Source organism: Neptuniibacter sp. (assembly GCF_024231755.1).
Lineage (GTDB): Bacteria > Pseudomonadota > Gammaproteobacteria > Pseudomonadales > Balneatricaceae > Neptuniibacter.
Genome location: NZ_JAAEQH010000279.1, coordinates 84,976 through 102,670, shown reverse-complemented (window position 1 = coordinate 102,670; position 17,695 = coordinate 84,976). Strand labels below are relative to the sequence as shown.

Genomic DNA, 17,695 nt, shown 5'->3' with positions numbered 1-17,695 from the left:
ATTTACTGCACCTGTCCACTGTTCAGCATTTCAACCGAGAAACGAGTATCTGCAAATTCATCTATATCAATGGTTCGTTTCAAGATATTTCCTTCAACTGCGTAGTCCATTATCTGTTTAAGACCGGCCTTATCCACGTTCAGGTTCAGATAGTTAATAACCTTTAAGCGGGGATCCAGGCTGGCAATAATGGCAGCCTTTGAATGTGCGGGGATATGTTTACGTACTATCGACACAATTTCCTGCATCGCTTCACCCCCCTGCCACCGAGCCATCTCAATGTCTGCTCCTGCTTCGTGGATGTAGTGCATTACTTCACGAAGAGCTGCTTCTTTCTCGGCAATCGCCTTGTCAGTCGCAAGCGTAATACACTCAACATGGCCGCTGGGCCATGGCATTACATCCTTCGAGTACCAGGCGACATGGCCAAACCCACGGGCCTCCACTATATCTGCCCAAGGCAGGGACTGCTGGAAGGCTGCGGCACGGGCCCTGTTACTTTGTCCTTTAATAAAAACAGGTGATCTCGGTGGTGCAACGGATATCGCCAAAACCTCATTCCTGCTATCAGGTTGTAAACCCAGACTCAGGCCATGTTCCTTAAGGTAACGATAAAGCACTACAGTATGCGTTGACTGGAGATGAGGCATTCCGATTTCAGTAGATTGGCCTGTATCCTGATGAGCCTGTCGCAAAGCGTCTGCAACAGAAGCATCAGGTTTACGCTCAGAACGATCAGCGGGGAGTTTAATCCGTTTCCTAAGCAACTCGTTTATCGCCAGCGCATTGCCATCCCTGTGCATCAATCCGATCCATCGGAAATCGGGTTGATCCATGTACATCTGCATCGCCAGTGGGCTCATTACATAAGCCATATCTGCTAAACCGGCCTGAAATTTAGCCCTTAACAGATCCCAGCTTTTCATCTGTTCAATTTGAAAATCCGCATGCTTCATCTGTTGTCCATAACGTTCGTATGCCACTAATGCGGCATAGTGATCTGCCAGAGGAATATAGAGAGCGTTCACAACCTGCTTAGAATATACCGAAGAGGAGAACAACAAACTTATCAATACAAGCATGAGACGTTTTAAAACACTGCTTGCGGGTTGAAAAAATGATCCCCTAAAAACCGATACCACCTCTATGCGACTCCTAAACACATAACACTGAATATTTAGTGTAGTTGTAATTATTTTTTTGGGTTGGCAATAAAGCTATTTAAAGCCCCAAAATTCCAATAAGCCTATAAATTCTTTAAAAAAACTGACAGCAAACCAAACGGTCTTTCAGTTTGCTCCGAGAATAAGACGAAAAAAAGCCGACAAAAGTCGGCTTTGCATGAGTCAGAAGAGTAAGGGTGGAGTTTCTAACTCGAGGGAGTAAACAGATCGCAGAAGATATCCTGCATATTAGCCCCTGCGAGGAAGGTCTGTTTGCGTAGCTTCTTCACTCGCTCTTCGGAACCACAGAAGTAAGCCCTGTAGCCTTTGGTGTCTGATACTTTGCTTTTAACAACAGCATTCAGATCACCCACTTCACAGCCCGCAGGCAAACTACCCTCTTCCAGAGTAACAGGCGTATACGTTAAATTCGGATAGGTCTCTGCCAAAGTATTCAACTCATCTACCAGATATAATCCCTCGGCATTTTTTGCTCCGGCAAATAGTTGAATTTCTCCCGAATGACCGCGTTTTAGAGCATCTCGTACAATACCGTATAACGGAGCCAAGCCTGTACCTGTTGCTGCCATAAGTACTGGCTGCGTCAGGTCTGATTCTGTGTAGAAGCAGTCACCAAAAGGCCCCTGCATCTCTATAGCTTCACCTACAACAAAGTCATTCATTGCCCACTGGCTAAATTGTCCATCCGGGAAGATGCGTAACTGGAGCTCTACGTAATCATCTACACCAGGGACACTAGCAATGGAATATGAACGACATAACCCGTCGTGTCGCATCAGGTTTACGTACTGGCCTGGGAGATAATCAAGCTCAGCATTAAGCCTTAATTGCAATACACTAGGGGTTAGCAACTGTTTACTAACAAGTACCGCGGAAACCTTTTGCGCTTCTGCACCTCGCTGGACAGTGATCGGCGTTTCAGGCTCACAACGACAGGCAAGAAAGTAACCTTGTTGCTTCTGCGTTTCCTTAAGTCCATTTTGGGCTGCAGCAGGTGGCGTTCCTTCTGTCGCCTGCAACATGCAGCACTGACAAGCGCCGGCACGACATGAGTTGGGAATGTCATGACCGGCATCCAGTAAGGCTTCCAACAGGGTAGTCCCTTCCTTAACCGTTACATCCACCTCTTCAAATCTGACGCTTACCATAGTGATTCCCTTATCGGTTTAGTACGTCGTCACGTACGCTGTTACCAATTGCCGCAATCTCTTCAATATCTGATGCAGGCACACCCAGTTCAGTCAGAGTTGCTGCCAGATTTTCCAGTACAGCATCAAAGTGCGTGTCATTCAGACCTTTCAAGTGTTTATGACCTTCACGCATATCCATGCCGGTATAGCTGTGTGGGCCACCGAAAACCATGGTCAGGAAGGCTTTCTGTTTAGCTGCCTGTCCATCCATATCAACATCATCGAAGTAGTGGCTGATACGATCATCTGCCAGCACTTTGCGATAGAAAATATCTACTGCTGCATCTACAGCTGCTTCACCACCAATACGCTCATACAAACTCATCTCTTTTTCCTCTTCTACTTCGCTCACGCCTTCCTTAGGGCGATTTAAAACATCATCACGCACGCTCTCTGCAATGCCTGCGATCTCACCAATATCCTCATCACCAACACCCAATTCCGTAAGTGTTGCTGCTAAATTCTCTACTACTGCATCAAAATGTGTGTCATTCAGGCCTTTCAGGTGTTTGTGGCCTTCGCGCATATCTTCACCGGTGTAATTGTTTGGTCCACCGAAAACCATGGTCAGAAAGGCCTTCTGCTTAGCTGCTTGCCCATCCATATCCACATCGTCGAAGTAATGACTGATACGGTCATCCACCAGAACTTTGCGATAAAAAATATCCACAGCAGCATCTACTGCTGCTTCGCCGCCTAGTCGCTCATACAAAGAGGCTTTGCACTTACCGCTACCACCAAACAGCCCTTTTAACTTGCTAAAAAAACAACCCATAATCTGTTCCTCACTGTCCTACTTGAGAGAGCATGTAACCTACTGCAAAGCTGATCTCTTCATCAGATAAATCATCAAAACCACCTTTAGCAGGCATTAGCCCAAATCCATTAATGGCATGTTCGACTAGAACTGCTTTGCCCTGAGTCGCACGTTTCTGCCACATCTTTTTGTTACCAACGATTGGAGCACCATTGATACTTTGCGCATGACACGCAAAGCATCGGCCCTCAACAATCTGTTTACCCTTCTCCAATTCAGGAGATAGCGAACTGGTTGTTGTGTCGTCTGAATTGCACCCTGATACAGCAAATGAAATGAGTACCAGGGTGAACAGCGACATCAGAGCACCGTTAAACATCAATGATTAGCCCCCTAGAGGAACACGAATCACTACACCGCCCATCACGTCGCCCATTTTGAAGTCAGTCTTAGGGCTGTCTTTATGGCCGTTGTGGCAAGTTACACATGCTTTAACGGAAGCTACGTCTGCATAAACTGCAGTGAAGTACTCTTTGCCACCCAGTGTTTCAGTGCCGTAGAAGTTTTTACCCAGGTTCTTAGCAACGTATTCCAGGCCTTCTTTCTCCATTGGAGTACGTGGTGCGTTTTGAGAGTTGATTGGCCAGATTGACTGAAGGGAGTAAGTGAAATCGTCAGTTACTTCTGAAACTGCTTCGTAACCAGCACGGAACATCTGAGCTGGTAGAGGTACGCCATTATCAACATCTTTCCAATGTTCGACTGGAAGAACAGCATCAGCCCCCTTAGGTCCCAAACGGCCTACGATCAGCTTCGTATAATTAGTACGATCTGCATTCATGACTGCGAACAGTGCATCTGTGTGTTTACTTGGGTCGATACCCACAGATTTAGCTTCTTCCTGACAACCTGTAATAGCTACAGTTGTTGCTGCTATGGCCGCAGCCAGCGTTAGTTTTTTCAGCATAGTAATTCCCCGTTCATCAATTGCTCATAAGTGAATCTTGTTTATTTTTTCTCGGCCTCCCGTTTCAGCGCCATCTCAATAGATGGAATATGCTGAACAGGAAGACCTTTAAAGTTGTTCTGAATTAGTTCTGGATCAGCCAGTGAATCAAGACTGAAAGAGAGAGAGTGGCAACTCATACATACATCACGCACCATCTTCTCGTTCGGGCGCAAGTTCATGCTTTGGTTGTGCTGAACACGCACTTCAACCTGACCGAATTCTTTATGTTCTTCACGTGGCATATGACAGGTCGCGCAGCTCACACCACTCCCACTAGGCAGCTCTCCGCTTTGCTCTTTCTTCCATAGCGTGGCATGAGGCGATGCGGCATAGCTCTGCGTGTGAGTATCGTTATGACAGCTGGTACAGGCTTCTACTGCTGCAAGCTGAGGAGCAGGATTATGTGCATCGTGACAGCTAGCACAGTCCAGACCGGTGAGATCAGCATCCCCATGGAATACAGCTCTACCCTTCTCTGGCGACATCTTGCCAAGCCCTTCCGCCAGTTTCATACCGTGCTTACCCAGTAGGAATCCTTTTTCTTCGTTCTGGTGACAGCTACTACAAGCCTCCAGACCGGGATCATCTTGCCAAGGCAGGCCATTCGGCGCATGACAACTGGTGCAGTTCACACCTGCTGCAGCATGGCCACTCAAACTCCACTCTTTAAGATGCTCAGGGCTTGCCGTTGGCGCATCTGCCTGATCAATACTCAGGCCCGCCTTACGCTCAATAGCTTTTGTCCCTGAACGCTCAAGAACCTGAGCAATCGCTTTGACCATCGGCCCCTCGCTGTTCTTCAACAGGAAGGCTTCATAAAGTGCACGGTTATCGTGGTAGTTGTGGCAGCCTGCGGAAGCACAGGTATCGAAACCCATGCCTTCATGGCTTGGACGTTCCTCTGCTATCTCTGCATGACACTCGTAGCAGAAGTCTTCGGGCAGGGTGACACCCATAGAAAATGTCCGGTCCTGCTTATGCTCGCCGTGACAGGCAACACAACTGACCGCATTGATTTTTTCCAGACGGTCAGCATTACGAGGATCGGTAAATTTCTTGATCGGATGCGAGTCGTGAGCAGCCTTTAACTCTTCTTGGTGACAACCAAGGCAAGCATCATGAATAACCTCTTCACCGCCGAAAGGTTCTGTGTGACAGGTAGCACAACTCAGTTCTATTTGATGATGGCCATGTGTCGCATCACCAATTAAGAAATCCGGTTTCTGTTCCTGCATAAACATCTGATAGCCAAAGAAAGCTACCAATGAAAAGCACAGTAACAACCAAACCAACCAGATAGACAATTTACGACTCATACATATCGCTCCGGCCTAGAAATAGTAAACGCTAAGAATATGGAAGCTAAGCAGTGCAGGCAGAGGCCAGCTGAGGAGCAAATGTCCCCAGAAGCTGATTTTGCGCAACTGAAGCCCAACGCTTGGTGAAAATTTATGCTGCATCCCTATTGCCACGCTTACGAACGCACCTAAAAAAGCCAAAAGCAGGAAGTCGATCAGCAACCACTGGTTAAGCGCCTGGCCACTGTTAAATCCGGTATGAACTAATAAGATCAACAAACAGAAAACAGCTAAGACGGTGTGTAAACTGCGCCATAGTTTGTAAGAACCAAACTTCAGTGCTTTGCTACGCTTCTTCAGCGACATCAACAGACCAATAACGGTTAACCCCAAAAGGGTGAAACCTGATACCTGTTTATAGAATCCATCATTCCAAAAAAGATCTAAGCGCAGAGGCTCCTGCACAGAAGTGCTTACAGTCAGTGCAGGGATCAATAGAAATGCCAACAATGCTGTTGCTACAGCCAGTGATGTGCCAAGTAAGCTGTTTTTATCAGGTTCAGCTTCCTGCTGAACTTCGCTTCCCAACATCTGCTGCACCAGAGGCTTACAAGTTCCGCAGGTTGTTGAAGCACCTGTTGCCTGAGCTAGACGGTCGACACTGCAGCAGCCATGTTCAATGGCGTAGCTGAGCTGACCTCGAGTAACATTATTACAGTTACAGATAACGGCTGTTTCAGGCCAGTGTTCAGGGCTATTAGAGGAAGGGCTCCAAACATTCCCGCTCATTCGGAAGCGCAGCAATTGCCAAGGAAAGAGGCGGCGTTTGTGCGTAATCAGTTCCTGGATACGTGGAATTTCATCCCACTCACCTATCGCCATCGCTCCAACCAAGCGGCCATTTTTTAGCGCTAGTTTGCGATAGCTACCCTCTTTTGTTGTGTAGGTAATAAACTTTTTCTTGTCGTATTGTTGTTCATCCAGCACATCCCCCATGCTGAAGACCGCTTCTCCAACAACCTTCAAACGGGCAATACTGTGTGAACCCAGATACTGACTACCACCCTGAGTAATATGATTCGCAGCTACAGCAGCCTGTTCAAAACCAGGTGCAACCAGGCCATAAACCTTTTCACGGTGCTCTGCACACTCGCCGATCGCGTAGATATCAGGGTGCGAAGTCTGAAGCTGGTCATTAACTCGAATACCACGCCCGACTTTTATCCAGGCTTTTCGCGCTAGCTCGATATTTGGTTTGATTCCAGCAGATAGCAACACCGTGTCACACTGAATGGTCTCACCATTTCGAAGTGCAACGCCCTCAACTCGATGCTCCCCGACGACACCTTTAACGCCGGCACCAACAACGACACGAATACCCATCGCTTCAAGTTTTTCCTGAAGCGCTGCTGCAGCAACATCATCCAGTTGCTGATTCATAATTCGGTTAGCCTGCTGTACCAAGGTGATGTTGGTCAGATTTCCCTGCATCGCCTTAGCGGCTTCGAGTCCCAGCAAACCACCACCCACTACAACCAAATCCTGGCTTCGCGTGGTGCGTGCTTTGAGCTTTTCCGCATCACGCATGTTGCGGAAAGTGAACACGCCATCCATCTCCACACCTTTAATATGCGGTACATGGGCACGGGAACCTGTCGCCAACACCAACTTACTGTAGGAGTATTCCGTACCTTCGGAATCCATCACCGTACCCCAATCGGTATTGATGGCAGTGATCTCTTTACACAGATATTTGAAAAGCGGGTCGTTTTCTAGATCATCTAACGGTAAAAGCAGGCTTTCTGTAGAGTCCTGGCCAGCCAGTAAGGCACTCAGTCTGACCCTGTCATAAGGAAGGTAAGGTTCGTTACCAAAAAGAATAACGGGAGCCTGAGGAGCGTTTTTACGCAACTCCTGAATAAAACGAAAACCAACGGGACCGGCGCCGACCACGATGATCGCTTCGTCCCATTTATCTGCACCTACGCTCACTTTTGGAAGTGCTTCGCTCATTTTTAACCTCCCGATGTCACTCACCTGACCTCGGTTATAGACTGAGCAAAAGCCTTGCCAAAAATGTTTTAGCTACACATCTTTAAAGAAAAATATTTATATATCAATAAGATACAAGCACTCAAAAACATTAACTGTTGAATATTAAGAATAATGAGCTTCGCACCAAAAAAATACTTGAACAAAGAATAGACAGATTTTGTGCACCGCAAAACTGCAAACAGCGAACTCTAATATAGTGCAACATGGATTGTTAGTAGCTAAGAAAAGGTGCAACAAAGATATTGTTGCACTTATATAATGCCAAACCTGCTCTACAGATTACTGCAACTGCTGCAGCTTCTGTTTTTCCTGACCGAGTTGGTATTCAAGACGATGAAGATAGGAAGGGGAGGGATCTTTTTTCTGTTCCAGCTCTCGAATCTCCTGCAGCAACCTCTGCCGTTCGCTGCTCGATAGACCATCACTGACAAGACGTTTCTCTTTTTTACTAATCTCTTGGTCCAACTTTTCTTGCTCACGCTTGTGCTGGCTGATCTTGCGTTCAGTTTCGCGGACTTTCTGCTCCTGGAGATAGAAATCACGACCTTTCTTATAGGTTGCTAAGAAGGCGGTTTCCATATCCGGCGGGCAAACATACGCATATACAAAACCATTACGTCCAACCCGGTAACCGTTATCAGGTTTACAGTAGGACTGCAGGCCCTTTGTTCGGCCAGTAAGATACTGATCCAGATTCAGTTTAACTTTATGCTCAGAGCAGGCCTGTTGATGCTCAGCCAAATAAGCTTCAGTTTTACCCTGCAATCCATCCTGATAACCAATACCATGCCAGTCACCAGTCAGACACTCCTCTTTACTAAGACTGGCACAGCCGGTCATAGCTAATATAGAGAGTACTGCTCCTATGCTTCGTAATCTCACTATCGCTCCTCCAGTTTGGAGGCAGAATAATACATACAAGCTTAATAAAAAAAGAACGATTCCAGTTTCAAAAACTAGAAAACCGGTACCAATTTATAACCCTGTGTTTGCCAACCGATCAAAGAGATAAACCCATCGGCAACCACGCTTAGCTCTTTGGGTAGAGTACTGTTGTCCACCTTGAACACATCAGTAGCAATAGCACAGACTTCGATTCGCACACCCCGTTTATGCAGCTCTTTGATACTCTTCTGAATGGAATCAAACTCCTTCTCATAATCAAAGGTCAGCTCAGGGTTGGCAGTTTTGCTCAGAAACTTAACCGTCGGTCCGATGACAACCACAACCATTTCCGGCTCTACATTCTGCCGTTTAAGCCCATCATAGGTACCCACAATCAGGTCCATATAAAACGCAGTTTTCTGAGCCGTTTGAAAGTCGATCAGGAAAACTGCTTTTGTCTCGCTGATACCATTCAGTGCAACTGAATCATCATATTTCTGTTCCGCGGATAGTGATACTGCAAACAGGAACGTAAACAGCAGCATCAAAGATTGTGCTGCTTTATACAGATAGCTCATAACTTCCCCCTCATTTTTATGCAGTTATCTTGTAGCAGAGCAGGAGATGCAAGACAGTTAAGGGAAAAAGGATAGAAAGAACTAATTTAGCCAGCACTAAAGTAGAAAAAATGCAAAGTATTGGAGCCAATAACCAGAACGGTTATAGACTCCAACCGAAAGGAGAAAAGTTACTGCATCAGTACATATTCACCACGAAATTGAAGGATGATACGCACAGGCTTGTCTGACTTATTTTTCCAATACCAGCCATGGGTTCCGGCAAACGGTGTTTTTACCTCTCCACTAACTTTACTATCTGTACCTATCTGATAGCTCTGAAAGAACCCCGTCTTATCTCCTGCCGGCTCACCATGGAAATCGTAGTAAAGTTCACCACCATCAGTTATCCACTCGTAAGCCAACAGTTTATCTTTGGCCTGCATCACCTTATATTCCTTGTACCCTTGCGGCGGCAGATCAATAACGATTGAATCTTGCCAGTCGCCTTCAGATAACCCTTCAGCAACAGCTGATACCTCTACGGCTTTACTCTCAGCAGCATAAGACGTATCTGCATGGGAATAATCATGCATCTGCATCAAGAACAGTAATCCCCCCATCACCATCAAACCAGAGTTGGCTAGGCGAGAGAAAGGTCTGAAGCTTTCCTTATCACGCCAGACACGTAACAGGATCAGCATAACGACCAGTGCCGCTAGCTGCCCCAGCTCAATCCCCAGATTGAAGGTAACAATATTCAACAACAGATGCTCGGCATCCAGCGGTAACTCCTGAAGGCGGGTAGAAAGGCCAAACCCATGAATCAAGCCCAGGCCTGTAATCATCAGCAGCATATTAGGTGCTTCTATACGCAGGTACTTCTGGAAGCCTCCCAAATTGGTAAAAGCGATATAGGACACACTCAATGCAATAACAGCGTCAATCAGGTAATAATTGATCTGAATACCCTGGTAGGTAGCCCAGATCAAAGTAACACTATGTCCAAGCGTAAACGCGGTTACATACTTGGCAATATCCCTGAAGCTCTTGAGAAAGAAGACAATCCCGAACACAAAGGCCAGATGGTCATATCCAGAGAGCATATGTGTTGCTCCCAGCCAGAGGTAGCTCAGATTACCGCCTTCGATAATCGCCTGCTTCTCCTCTTCAGACATACCATGGGCAAAGGCCAACTGTGAAACACACAACAACGCCAGTAGCCCGATCAATACAGGCCAACGAAAACTAAAACTCATTTTATTTCCTCTATAGCGGGATCATAGATCCCCTTGAAAAACTGTTAACCAAATTTGTTAAAACAGTTTCCCTGGAGGAGCCCGAGGAGGCGGGCGAATGGTTGATAGTGAGGGTAAAGGTGCCGGCTGATATAGCCACCGAATTCGGGTAGCAACTCGAACCGACAGAATAAGGAATAGAAGGACACTAAGAACAAATAGCGTCGAATCGGATTGGACTTTCTTCAACAGCAGCTGTTGCGTGAACTCCATCTCAACACTCTGCTGCTGATGCTCTTCACCATCCGTAATAAAACTACCGTGCGCATGGGTATGATCATGTGAATAATAACCCACATCGTGGTGGTGATGAGACTCCGAGTTAAGATGCAGATGCAAAGAGGAGGACTGGACACTGGTATGCACCAGTATCAAAACGGCAATAAGCAGCCCCCATAGCAACTGAAATCGAGTATCGGATCTTTTCATGGAATTAATGATAAGGAAACGTAGCTACCGAGCAAGGCACAATTGGTGCCTAACTCGCTGTTATAAAGTACTAAAAAGCCACCTATGGCTATTATCGAATTACAATATCCGGCAACCAACGTTTAGCGCGATCGATCTCATCCCGCTCCCCTTCATTCATTGGTGGAACAGTAAGATCATCCGGTGGAGAGGCCAACAGGTTCAGATCTACTGCTTCTGCCTGCCCCTTGATCACCCCATCTTCAACCCGCATATTGTAGTAAACACCGTTCCAGAAGTTAGCGCCAAAATCCTCTTTCTTCTTGAACATAAATAACATGTCATGGGAAAGCCAACTTAAATCACTTTCGGTAACCATATGCGGCTGTTTATATGGGTATGGAAGATGACACATCAATTCAGGGCCACCTTCCAGACATTTCATCTCTTTCATTGAGAGGAAATAATCTTGAAACTTGGCATGATCCATATGCAGTTTATAACTACTGCCATCAGCTTGGGGCTTGAATATGACATCACCTACGACAACTTCATTGCCCTGTTTATCCATCAGGATAATCTGTTTTTTTCCATCTAGAGCATCAGCTAGAGCAATATTTGACAAGACAAGACCCGACAGTGCTACTGCGGTTGAAATAGTTCGGACAAGCTTCGGCATAACAGGCTCCCTCGACATTAAGCTGATACAAATAGTCTAGTAGTTTAGTCAGATATAGCCATGGTACTTGGGTACAGGATTTCCCATATCCAACAACATGTTGTAAACAACAGCACCATCTCTGGATTCTTCACAGCAGACAATCTGCAAACTTATTAGTTCCGACAATATGGCTTTTGCTCGACCAAAGGTGTAGAAATAAAATAATCGGAAAGAATGGAGTAATTATGGGCTCCTGTTGTGGTGAAGATAAAGATTTTGACGGAGCATCAATTGAATACCGTCGGGCATTGTGGTGGGTCATAGGGATCAATGCGGTCATGTTCTTTATCGAAATGGGCGCCAGCTTTCACGCCACATCTCAAGCACTGCAAGCAGACGCTTTGGATTTTCTTGGCGATACTGCCACTTATACCTTGTCCCTGCTGGTTATAGGCCGTTCCCTAACTATTCGTAACCGAGCTGCTCTGTTCAAAGCAGTGAGTCTGTTGCTGATGGGTATAGCAGTATTTTCCATGACGGTTTATCGGGTTTTAGTTCTGCAACCCCCTGAGGCAGTCACAATGGGAACCGTTGGCGTGCTTGCTCTCACCGCTAATGTTATCAGTGTTCTTATTTTGCTCCGTTTCCGAAACGGTGATGCCAATGTCCGTTCAGTCTGGCTCTGCAGTCGTAACGACGCTATCGGTAATGTTGCTGTTATTTTGGCTGCTGCCGGTGTCTGGCAGAGCCAAAGTGCATGGCCTGACCTCATTGTTGCCGCAATAATGGCAAGTCTGTTTATCTGGTCCGCTGTCCAGATACTACGCCAGGTACAGCATAGTGATTCAAACATCAACGGTTCTGGTCACACCAGCTAAAGCGCCCATAAGTCATCGTATAATGGTCAAAGGCTGGCGTATTAATTGATTTTGAACAAACATTATTTTTAAAAAACTATCCATAAAGACAGTTGAAAAATTGTGCCTAATCAAACAAAGTAGGCCTCAACTTTTTAGATTTTACCCTTTAGAAATTCTGGAATTTAAAGGAACACAATATGGCTACAATTCTTGTTGTCGATGACTCCGCATCTCTTCGTGGAATGGTAACTTTTACTCTGAAGGAACAGGGTTACGACGTAGTTGAAGCCGCAGATGGAAAGCAGGCATTACTCAAAGCAAAAACTGGTAAATTTGATCTGATTCTAACAGACGTGAATATGCCGGGTATGGACGGTATTACTCTTTGCAGTGAACTACGTAAACTACCAAATTTTAAATTCACCCCTATTCTGATTCTGACAACAGAAAGTAATGCTGATATGAAGATGAAAGGTAAAACTGCAGGAGCCACTGGTTGGCTGGTAAAACCTTTCAATCCGCAGAAGCTATTAGCAACAGTACAGAAAGTTGTACGTTAACTAGCCTTCCTATAGATATAAAGGTAACTGTGCAGAGGTCTGGCTATCACTGCACAGTAGAATCAGATTCTTTGGATTGATTACTATTGACCTTTAGCAAACAATCCACAAAACCCTCTGATTTATTTCCCTTAAAACATTTCCACATCGTATTTGAACGACTACTATTTACCCTAGGTCTATGGGTAATTCCCTCAATACTAATAAGAACATAGAAGTAGCGCCTGAACTATGAGAGCTTAGTCGGCGAGGTTTTGAAAAAGCCCCCAGCAGTATCAGGAACCAGAAATGAGCGACACCCTATTATTTGCAGAAGATAAACCTACCGTTGAGCAAAATAGTAATCCTCCCTGGAAGGTGCTTGTCGTTGATGATGAAGACAGCGTACATAAAGTCACCCGATTAGTGTTGAAGAATCTCTCCTTCGACAACCGACCTGTACAACTGATTGAAGCCCGTTCTGCTGCCGAAGCCCGAACTATTCTGAAACAAGAGGGTATTGATATCGCTCTGGCGCTGGTTGATGTGGTGATGGAGTCGGACCATGCGGGTCTGGAGTTAATTCGCACTATCCGTGGTGAGCTGCAAAACCATATAACCCGAATCGTGCTACGTACCGGTCAGCCTGGACAAGCCCCCGAAGAGAAGATTATTCAGGAATACGATATAAATGATTACAAGGATAAAACTGAACTCACTGGCACGAAACTGAAGACACTGGTTTACTCTTCTTTACGCTCCTATCGAGATATTCTTACTATTGATCATCAGCGCACCTCACTGGAAACGGTGATACATGCAATCGGCAAAATAAATGAAGTAAAAAGTCTGGGAATGCTGGCTTCAGCCATACTTGATCAATTAATTTCCCTTTTACAGTTCGAGCCCGATTCTATCTACTGCATTACCCGGCGTATTTATCGCAATGAAGCCCATTTTAATGTTCTGGCAGCTACAGGGGCATTGGAACCGCTTCTTAAGGACAAAAGCCATTCACATAAAAGCATGATGCAATACCATGAGGATGAGCTGCCAAAAGAGTTGCAAGAGGTCTTTAACACAGCGCTGCTCGAGAAATGCTCAATTCACACAAAACAGGGCTATGTAGCTTACCATTCAGGTATGTCAGGCTCAGAAAGCCTACTTTACGTTAAACATCACTCCCAAATAGACGAGCACGCTAAACACCTACTGGAAATTTTCAGCGCTGATGTTATCTCTACTTACCATACCCTTCTCCTCAAAGAGGAGATTCAGGAAACCCAGGAAGAGCTTATCTATATCCTTGGCGAGGCAGTTGAGAAACGTTCCAAGGAAACCGGTGCCCATGTTAAGAGGGTGGCAGAAATTTCAGCCTTACTTGCATCCCTGTTCGGCACTAATGAACTATTTGTAGAGAATATTCGCTTAGCCTCCCCTTTGCATGACTTGGGAAAAATCGCTATCCCTGATGCTATTCTCAACAAACCCGGAAAGCTGAATCCTGATGAGTGGGAGTTGATGCAAACCCACGCTGAAATAGGCGAAGCGATGCTTGCAAGCTCTGACAGGCCTATTTTCCAATTGGCGGCACGCATTGCTGGCAGCCATCACGAAAAGTGGGACGGAAGCGGTTATCCCAGAGGGCTACAAGGAGAGGAAATCCCCCTATCAGGCCGTATTACAGCAGTGGCGGATGTATTTGACGCACTCAACAGTGAACGCTGCTATAAAGAAAGCTGGCCCCTGGAAAAAACACTCGGTCTATTGCAAAAAGAGAGCGGAAAACAGTTCGATCCTGAGCTGATCAAACTGTTTTTAGATAATATAGAGACCGTTCTGGATATCTGTAATCGTTATCCTGATTAGGAGCGAGGCGATTCAATGTCTGAGGCTTCATCTCAAAAAACCTCCCGCAAAGTGATTGCCAGTCGACTGGGTAAACGTTTTGCTATCCTCATTGTCCTGTTCAGCTCCTGCTTCACTCTACTCAGCACAAGTCTTCAGTTGATACTTGATTACCGGGTGGATATCAGCCGAATCGAACAACAGTTCACCAATATCCGAACTTCATATCTGCAAGCGATTACGCTCAGTGTCTGGTCTCTTGATGACTCACAGATTGAAACCCAGCTAGTAGGACTGAGCCAATTACCCGATATCGAACACGTTTCGATTAAGGTATCTGGAGAAACCAACTGGCAGCAGGGGGATGATGTATCAACCAACACAAGGACGATGGAATTTCCGCTTTCATACCGGGCACAAGGTATTTCTGAACAGAACATCGGCACTCTGGTTGTCACTGCCAGTATCGACAATGTATACAAGCGACTGATAAATAAGGCAGGGGTTATTCTGGTCAGTAATGCGGTCAAAACCTTCCTTGTATCAGGTTTTATCCTGCTCCTGATCTGGGTATTAATTACCCGGCACCTACACACCATTTCAGAATATATCAGCACCCTTGATTTCGATAATCTGCGAACGCCCCTGCAACTGCAGAAAAAAGAGAATCCGAATAAACCTGATGAGATAGATTCTGTAGCCCATACAATCAACCATATGCGCGAAAGCCTTCATAGTTCCTACGAAGAGCTGAATGAACATAAACAACACTTACAATCTCTGGTAAAAGAACGCGATAACCTGCTACAAGTAGAGCGTAACTACAAAGAGCATCTGGAAGATTTAGTATCGGAACGCACAGATCAGCTGGAAAAATCGATGGATGATTTACGCTCAGCACAAGATATGCTGATCGAATCCGAGAAGATGGCAGCCTTGGGAAATATGGTTGCCGGTGTGGCCCATGAGATCAATACACCTATCGGTGTCTGTCGAACCGCTGCCAGCTATCAGGACGAGGGAAGCAAACTGATTCGAAAAAAACTTGAGCAAGGCACTCTTACTCAATCAGATCTCAAAACTTTTCTGGATGATATTGATGAATCAAGCCTGTTGTTTGAAACCAATATTGTTAAAGCCAGCAGGCTGATCTCAAGTTTTAAAGAGATCGCAATGGATCAGAGCTACGATGCCAAACATAAATTCAATCTCAAGAATTATTTGGAATCATCCATACAGACCATCTTCCCACAATACAAACATCAGAATGTTACTTTCTCACTCGACATACCCGACAATATTGAGATGAACAGCTACCCAGGTGCGTTGCATCAGGTACTGAGCAATCTGATCAATAACTCAGTTCTGCATGGCTTTGAAGACAATGAGATAGGTGAGATTACTATCCGGGCTGAAAGGGATAATGAACAGCTAGCTCTGTACTACTCTGATAATGGTCGCGGCCTTAACGACGAAGAGCAGAAAAAACTATTTGAACCGTTTTTCACCACCAAACGCGGGAATGGAGGAAGCGGGCTCGGAATGTCGATTGTATTTAATATTGTTTCACGGCAACTGGAAGGACGTATAGCGCTAATACCTTCAAATGAATCCGGCTTCCACATCAAGATTACCATCCCCCTTGAAGCGAAAGATAAACCGATTGAACTATAAATTCGAGTCAAGGTGAGCGGACTCTTAACTCAGGGCAATTTTCGCACGCTGAGATCCTGTCTCACCGATCTCAGCGCTTGCCTCACTAAGACGGCAAACTCTGCAAAGTACTATTACTCCAACAGACCGCATCAGAATATGAGGTAGAAAGTTGCTGCTGAGTATACTTGTTAGAAATGGCATCCCACTCACCACGGGTATAAGCATCAACCTCTTGTAACATAAGCCCCAGCGGGTTACCCCCACCAGCAACCGCTCTTTTGATTTCAAGCTGCACAGGCAGTTGTTCAAGAAGCTCTTTCTGCGGGATGCCAAACAGAGCATCAATCCCTGATAAAACACCTGCCATAAAGGCCGTACTAGGCTCTATTGCCTCCTCGCTTTCTGCCAAGGATTGGCACATTTTACCTTTGATAAGCAGATTATTAATCACTTCATCTGGAGCATGGTCATTACGGGTCAGTGAGAGAAGCAAAACCCATTTACGCAGCTCCTTCAAACCAAGAAGAACTATAGCCTCGGATATGTTGGAAATCGTACGATGCCCACGGAACACAGCCGAATTCACTAATCGCAACAAAGCCGCCATTAACTGTGGGTCTTTCTGGATCAGCTCTTCTATGCTCTCAGGGCTAGCGTCTGGATGGTGAACTTCACCTATCAACTGCAACATCACCAGCTCATTACGAGCCAATTTGTTACCTTTGATATATTGGGGGCGGGCGAAGAAATAGCCTAGGAAAAGATCGCATCCGGCTTCACGGCATAATTCGAATTCATCATAGTCCTCGACCTTCTCAGCCAGGATAGTTTTATTACCCTCGGACTTAATCCGCTGACAGTGTTCTCTCAGTTCTGCTGGAGATAATGTTTGCACATCTAATGTAATAATCGATGCAAGTTCCTGTAAGCGCGCATCTGCATTAGCGGAGACACTCAACCGGTATCCACTACCCGCCAGTTCAGCCAGATGCTCGATCACTAAATCGGTTACATGCTCATGGCGCTCAACATCCAGAATCAAGGTTTCCACAGGAACAGAGGGAAGCTGCCCATCGTAAAGCCAGTCAGCATTAAAGTTTACCAACGCAGGAAGGTATTTAACCTGCCCATTTTCGAGAATATTAGTGAATGCGCTAACCAGTACTTCAGTGGTTGCAGCCACACCATCAAAACCACTATCGGGCCCCAACCCCTCGGCATCCCTGTAAAGAAGCTGGTAAGCATAAGTATTGAGGGCTTGATCGAAGATAGGTTGACGAGCAAAAAGAATTGGCCTGCTCATATTTCTCCTTTAAAACAGCGCCGGTATTGATCCAACAAAAACCGCTTCCTCAGCAGCCTGGGTACTTCGAGTGTAGTAAAGAGCAGCTAACGGATGCAACTACAATAAAGCCCGCAAATCATGACATAAAACAAAATTGTCATGACTAAATTGACATAAATACTTTACGCCAGAACATCGACCACAA

17 protein-coding genes are annotated in these 17,695 nt (G+C 45.7%); 4 read left to right on the top strand and 13 right to left on the bottom strand.

Annotated elements, in window-relative coordinates; translation table 11 throughout:
- Positions 1 to 2 precede the first annotated feature (2 nt).
- The 12 genes from GY843_RS16270 to GY843_RS16215 form a co-directional block, all read right to left on the bottom strand.
- A complete protein-coding gene (locus tag GY843_RS16270) occupies positions 3 to 1,028 on the bottom strand; it encodes an ABC transporter substrate-binding protein (protein WP_297311127.1) in 1,026 nt (341 codons plus the stop codon).
- A gap of 341 nt (positions 1,029 to 1,369) precedes the next feature.
- Positions 1,370 to 2,332, bottom strand: coding sequence for a 2Fe-2S iron-sulfur cluster-binding protein (locus GY843_RS16265; protein WP_297311126.1), 963 nt, complete (start codon positions 2,330 to 2,332; stop codon positions 1,370 to 1,372).
- Between the two features lie 10 nt (positions 2,333 to 2,342).
- Positions 2,343 to 3,149, bottom strand: coding sequence for a group 1 truncated hemoglobin (locus tag GY843_RS16260; protein WP_297311125.1), 807 nt, complete (start codon positions 3,147 to 3,149; stop codon positions 2,343 to 2,345).
- A gap of 10 nt (positions 3,150 to 3,159) precedes the next feature.
- Positions 3,160 to 3,510: a c-type cytochrome gene (locus GY843_RS16255; RefSeq protein WP_297311124.1), complete on the bottom strand. Its 351-nt coding sequence runs from the start codon at positions 3,508 to 3,510 to the stop codon at positions 3,160 to 3,162.
- Between the two features lie 6 nt (positions 3,511 to 3,516).
- A complete protein-coding gene (locus GY843_RS16250) occupies positions 3,517 to 4,098 on the bottom strand; it encodes a DUF3365 domain-containing protein (RefSeq protein ID WP_297311123.1) in 582 nt (193 codons plus the stop codon).
- 41 nt (positions 4,099 to 4,139) lie between these two features.
- The gene (locus GY843_RS16245) at positions 4,140 to 5,456 is read right to left on the bottom strand and encodes a cytochrome c3 family protein (RefSeq protein WP_297311122.1); all 1,317 of its coding nucleotides are present in this window, start codon (positions 5,454 to 5,456) and stop codon (positions 4,140 to 4,142) included.
- 15 nt (positions 5,457 to 5,471) lie between these two features.
- Entirely contained in the window at positions 5,472 to 7,451 is a 1,980-nt protein-coding gene (locus GY843_RS16240) for an FAD-dependent oxidoreductase (RefSeq protein WP_297311120.1), read from the bottom strand.
- Between the two features lie 321 nt (positions 7,452 to 7,772).
- Positions 7,773 to 8,375 (bottom strand): DUF2799 domain-containing protein, encoded by a 603-nt coding sequence (locus tag GY843_RS16235; RefSeq protein WP_297311118.1) that lies wholly within the window; start codon positions 8,373 to 8,375, stop codon positions 7,773 to 7,775.
- A gap of 74 nt (positions 8,376 to 8,449) precedes the next feature.
- Positions 8,450 to 8,956, bottom strand: coding sequence for a DsrE family protein (locus GY843_RS16230; protein WP_297311116.1), 507 nt, complete (start codon positions 8,954 to 8,956; stop codon positions 8,450 to 8,452).
- A gap of 170 nt (positions 8,957 to 9,126) precedes the next feature.
- Positions 9,127 to 10,194, bottom strand: coding sequence for a HupE/UreJ family protein (locus tag GY843_RS16225; protein WP_297311114.1), 1,068 nt, complete (start codon positions 10,192 to 10,194; stop codon positions 9,127 to 9,129).
- A 57-nt stretch (positions 10,195 to 10,251) separates the two neighbouring features.
- The gene (locus GY843_RS16220; protein WP_297311113.1) at positions 10,252 to 10,662 is read right to left on the bottom strand and encodes a hypothetical protein; all 411 of its coding nucleotides are present in this window, start codon (positions 10,660 to 10,662) and stop codon (positions 10,252 to 10,254) included.
- 91 nt (positions 10,663 to 10,753) lie between these two features.
- Positions 10,754 to 11,320 carry a hypothetical protein gene (locus GY843_RS16215; protein WP_297311111.1) on the bottom strand — a complete coding sequence of 189 codons (567 nt, stop codon included), beginning with the start codon at positions 11,318 to 11,320 and terminating at the stop codon, positions 10,754 to 10,756.
- 227 nt (positions 11,321 to 11,547) lie between these two features.
- Between GY843_RS16215 and GY843_RS16210 the strand changes: the two genes are divergently transcribed.
- The 4 genes from GY843_RS16210 (at position 11,548) to GY843_RS16195 (ending at position 16,223) form a co-directional block, all read left to right on the top strand.
- Positions 11,548 to 12,180, top strand: coding sequence for a cation transporter (locus GY843_RS16210; RefSeq protein ID WP_297311109.1), 633 nt, complete (start codon positions 11,548 to 11,550; stop codon positions 12,178 to 12,180).
- A 179-nt stretch (positions 12,181 to 12,359) separates the two neighbouring features.
- On the top strand, positions 12,360 to 12,722 hold the full coding sequence (locus tag GY843_RS16205) for a response regulator (RefSeq protein WP_297311108.1): 363 nt from the start codon (positions 12,360 to 12,362) through the stop codon (positions 12,720 to 12,722).
- Between the two features lie 288 nt (positions 12,723 to 13,010).
- Entirely contained in the window at positions 13,011 to 14,570 is a 1,560-nt protein-coding gene (locus tag GY843_RS16200; protein ID WP_297311107.1) for an HD domain-containing phosphohydrolase, read from the top strand.
- A 15-nt stretch (positions 14,571 to 14,585) separates the two neighbouring features.
- Positions 14,586 to 16,223 carry an ATP-binding protein gene (locus tag GY843_RS16195; RefSeq protein WP_297311106.1) on the top strand — a complete coding sequence of 546 codons (1,638 nt, stop codon included), beginning with the start codon at positions 14,586 to 14,588 and terminating at the stop codon, positions 16,221 to 16,223.
- An 85-nt stretch (positions 16,224 to 16,308) separates the two neighbouring features.
- Here the strand turns inward: GY843_RS16195 and GY843_RS16190 are convergent, their stop codons facing one another.
- Positions 16,309 to 17,508: an EAL and HDOD domain-containing protein gene (locus GY843_RS16190; protein ID WP_297311104.1), complete on the bottom strand. Its 1,200-nt coding sequence runs from the start codon at positions 17,506 to 17,508 to the stop codon at positions 16,309 to 16,311.
- Between the last annotated feature and the right edge of the window lie 187 nt (positions 17,509 to 17,695).